Source organism: Streptomyces sp. NPDC060198 (assembly GCF_042728415.1).
Taxonomy (GTDB): domain Bacteria; phylum Actinomycetota; class Actinomycetes; order Streptomycetales; family Streptomycetaceae; genus Streptomyces.
Genome location: NZ_JBHWZJ010000498.1, coordinates 1 through 4,276 on the forward strand (window position 1 = coordinate 1; position 4,276 = coordinate 4,276).

3 protein-coding genes are annotated in these 4,276 nt (G+C 69.8%); all 3 read right to left on the reverse strand.

Going from position 1 to position 4,276, the window contains the following annotated elements:
• Positions 1-36: 36 nt before the first annotated feature.
• The 3 genes from gdhA to ACFWEP_RS32375 all read right to left on the reverse strand — a co-directional run bounded on the left by gdhA (position 37) and on the right by ACFWEP_RS32375 (position 4,116).
• Positions 37-1,413, reverse strand: a complete 1,377-nt coding sequence (gdhA, locus tag ACFWEP_RS32365) for an NADP-specific glutamate dehydrogenase (RefSeq protein WP_387375522.1) — start codon at positions 1,411-1,413, stop codon at positions 37-39.
• A gap of 485 nt (positions 1,414-1,898) precedes the next feature.
• Positions 1,899-2,582 (reverse strand): ABC transporter ATP-binding protein, encoded by a 684-nt coding sequence (locus ACFWEP_RS32370; protein ID WP_387375524.1) that lies wholly within the window; start codon positions 2,580-2,582, stop codon positions 1,899-1,901.
• Between the two features lie 49 nt (positions 2,583-2,631).
• Positions 2,632-4,116: an ABC transporter permease gene (locus ACFWEP_RS32375; protein WP_387375526.1), complete on the reverse strand. Its 1,485-nt coding sequence runs from the start codon at positions 4,114-4,116 to the stop codon at positions 2,632-2,634.
• Positions 4,117-4,276 lie beyond the last annotated feature (160 nt).

The following is a 4,276-nucleotide window of genomic DNA, read 5'->3' on the forward strand; positions in this document are numbered from 1 at the left end:
CGCGGAACCGGCCCCCCGGCCGCATACGGTCACCCGTCAGATGAGGCCCTGGGCCAGCATCGCCTCGGCGACCAGCTCGAAGCCGGCGATGTTGGCGCCGACCACGTAGTTGCCCGGGCTGCCGTAGCGCTCGGCGGTGGTGTAGCAGGAGTCGTGGATGTGCCGCATGATCTCCTCCAGCCGAGCCTCGGTGTGGGCGAAGGTCCACGAGTCGCGGGAGGCGTTCTGCTGCATCTCCAGCGCGCTGGTGGCCACGCCGCCGGCGTTCGCCGCCTTGCCGGGGCCGAACGCGACGCCGGCCTCCTGGAAGACGCGCACGGCCTCAGGGGTGGTCGGCATGTTGGCGCCCTCGGCGACCGCCTTCACACCGCCCGCCACGAGTGCGCGGGCGTCCGCCTCGTGCAGCTCGTTCTGCGTGGCGCAGGGCAGCGCGACGTCGACCGGCACGGTCCACAGGCCGGTGCCCGGCACGAACGTGGCGGAGGCGCCGCGACGCTCGGCGTAGTCGGAGACCCGGCCCCGGTCCTGCTCCTTGATCTCCTTGAGCAGGTCGAGGTCGATGCCCTTCTCGTCCACGACGTAGCCGCTGGAGTCGGAGCAGGTGACGACGGTGGCGCCGAGCTGCTGGGCCTTCTCGATCGCGTAGATGGCGACGTTGCCGGAGCCCGAGACTGCGATGCGCTGGCCTTCCAGCGACTCGCCGCGGACGCGCAGCATCTCGGAGGTGAACATGACGCAGCCGTAGCCGGTGGCCTCGGTACGCGCCTGTGCGCCGCCCCAGCCGAGGCCCTTGCCGGTGAGGACTCCGGACTCGTAGCGGTTGGTGATCCGCTTGTACTGGCCGAAGAGGTAGCCGATCTCGCGGCCGCCGACGCCGATGTCACCGGCGGGGACGTCGGTGTACTCGCCCAGGTGACGGTGGAGCTCGGTCATGAAGGACTGGCAGAAGCGCATGATCTCGGCGTCCGAACGGCCCTTGGGGTCGAAGTCGGAGCCGCCCTTGCCGCCGCCGATCGGCATGCCGGTGAGGGCGTTCTTGAAGATCTGCTCGAAGCCGAGGAACTTGACGATGCCGAGGTTGACCGAGGGGTGGAAGCGCAGTCCGCCCTTGTACGGGCCGAGCGAGCTGGAGAACTCGACGCGGAAACCGCGGTTCACGTGGATGTCGCCGTTGTCGTCCGACCACGGCACGCGGAAGATCAGCTGACGCTCGGGCTCGCACAGCCGCTCGATGATCCGGGCGTCCACGAACTCGGGGCGCGCGGCGAGCACCGGGCCGAGGGTCTCCAGGACCTCCCGGACGGCCTGGTGGAACTCCTTCTCGCCCTGGTTGCGCCGGAGTACCTCCGCGTAGAGCGGCTCGATGACGCGGCTCTCGGCGGACGAGAACGCGGTTTCAGAAGACACCGACATCTGATCAAGACCTTCCATGGAGCAGTGGCAGATACGTGCGCACCCGTCCCGAGAGCGCACCCGGCCCTGCCGCCCCCGCATGTGTGTGCGGTCGCATGCGCGGGACGAGCGAAACCGGTGTATGGCTCAATTGTCCTCTCGGGAGGCGCGCACCCTCCGGATCATCCACATAGTGGCCACCGTACGACGCCCGCACCGACCCGACCGGGCCCCCGAACGACCGTACGGTTCCGAAGGATCACCGGCTCCCCGGCCCGCCCGACAAGCCCACGGCCCCCTCGCGGCGTGACGGGAATCACACGCGTTCGGTCGTCGCGAACGGTGCGCCGGACCCGGTCCCGGAAACGTCGCCGCCGCCCGGCCGGTGGCTCCACCACGACCGCCGCGCCGCCACGACACGGAAGTTCCGCGCACGCGGATACACGAACGCGCCGGCCGCCCTGGGGCGGTCGGCGCGTTCGATCGCGCGGGCGTGTCGGGCCGGGTCAGGCGGAGGCGTTCTCCGTGACGGTGACCTTGCCCTTGCGGATGGTGGCGAGGCGCGGGGCCTTGCGTGCGAGGGCGCTGTCGTGGGTGACCATGACGAAGGTCAGACCCAGCTCCTTCCAGAGCCCTTCGAGCAGCGTCATGATCTCGTCGCGCATGGACTCGTCGAGGTTGCCGGTCGGCTCGTCGGCGAGGAGCACCTTGGGCTTCTTGACCAGCGCGCGGGCGATGGCGACACGCTGCTGCTGCCCACCGGACATCTCGCTCGGCAGGTGGCTGGGGCGGTCGCCGAGGCCGACCGACTCCAGCGCCTCGATGGCCCGCTCGCGGCGGACCTTCGCCCCGATGCCGAGCGGGACCAGGGCGGTCTCGACGTTCTCGGCGGCGGTGAGCGTCGGAATCAGGTTGAAGCTCTGGAACACGAAGCCGATGGACTCGGCCCGGACCTTGGTGAGCTTGGCCTCGGAGAGGTTGGCGAGGTCGACACCGTCGAGCTCGATGGTGCCCTCGGTCGGCCGGTCGAGTCCGCCGAGCATCTGGAGGAGGGTGGACTTGCCGCCACCGGTGGGGCCCTGGATGACGAGCCGTCCACCGTCCTCGATGGTCAGGTCGACACCGGCGAGCGCGTCGACCTTGGTCTTACCGCGCATGTAGCGCTTGGTGACGCCTCTGAGCTGGTACATGTGTGGACTCCTGCTGTACGTACGGAAGATGAGGTCGTGGAGCCGGTGACTACTCGACGCGGCGCAGGGCGTCGGCCGGGCGCAGCCGGGAGGCGCGCCAGCCGCCGAACGCGCCGGCGATGAGCCCGCCCGCCACGGCCAGTACGACAGCGATCACGATGGTGGAGACGGAGACCGGTGCGGTCAGCGCGATGTCCAGGGTCTTCGCGGCGGACTGACGGCCGGGGCCGCCCATCCCTCCGCCCATCATCCCGCCACCGCCGCCACCGCCACCGGAGGAGCCGAGCTCCGCGGTGAGGGTGGGGCTGATCGCGGTGACGATGTACGCGCCGGCCAGGCCGACGGCGATACCGAGGACGCCGCCCATGAGGCCGTTGACGAGCGCCTCGCCGACGACCTGACGGGTGACCCGGCCGCTCTTCCAGCCCAGCGCCTTCAAGGTGCCGAACTCGCGGACGCGGCGGCTGACCGCCGAGGAGGTGAGCAGGCCCGCCACCACGAAGGCGGCGATCAGGACGACGATGGAGAGCCACTTGCCGACGCTGGAGGCCAGGTCGGAGGCGGTGGAGAGGGAGCCGGAGACCGTGTCGGCCAGGTCGGCGGAGGTGGTGACGGTGGTACCCGAGATGTTCTTCTGGATGGTCGACTTGACGCTGTCGATGGCCGTCGAGTCCTTGGCCTTCACGTAGACCGTGGTGACCTTGGACTTGGAGTCCGAGAGCGTCTGCGCCTGCTGGAGCGGGATGTACAGGTTCGCCGCGGCGTCACCGCTGCTGGCGGTGGAGACGCCGACGATCGTGAACTTGGTGCCGGAGATCGTGACGGTCTTGTCGACCGCGAGCGACTTCTCCTTGGCGTAGGAGGCGTCGACGATCGCGACCTTGGCGTTCGTCTCGGTCGTCTTGAAGGTACGGCCCTTGGTGATCTCGGAGGAGGTCAGCGGACCGAGGTCCTGGTGCGCGACATCGGTGCCGTACACGGTGTAGGAGTTGACGTCGAAGGAGGCGCCGCCGCCCTCGACACGGCCCTGCGGAGCGCCGCCGCCCTGGCCGCCGCCGTAGCCGCCCTGGCCGCCGGCGTTGCCGCTGCCGGACGACTGGTCCTGCTTGAACTCGCCGCGCTTGAACTGACCGTCGACCTTCATGACGTTCAGGCTCAGACCGCCGACCGCGTTCGCCACGCCGGACTGCTTGCCGACCTTGGTGACGGTGGAGTCGGCCAGGGTCTGGAAGCCCTGGACCATGACGCGGTCGGTGGACTGCGTCGCGTCGTCGTCGCTGTCGTTGGCGTCGAAGTTGAACTTCGGGCGCTCTTGGGCACCGGTGGCGCCCTGCGCCGCGGCGGCCTTGGTCACGGTCATGTCCGTGCCGAGGCCGTACAGCGATTCCAGGACCTTGTCCTGGGCCTTGCCCATCCCGGCGGTGACCGAGCTGACGACGATGACCAGCGCAATGCCGAGGGCGAGCCCCGAGGCGACGACCAGCGCCGCCTTTCTGCGACGGCGCAGCTCGCGCCGGAGGTAGGTGAAGAACATGCCGCGAACCTATGGACCGGGCGTGATGGAGAGTTAAGGCCATCATGAGAGGAGCATGAGAACCTGCCGGGCCGGGAACTCCTGGGCACCGGGCGCAACCGCCCAGATCGCCCACGGGCGCCACGAACGCCCGAGGGCGGTGGCACCGGCGGTCCGTGCG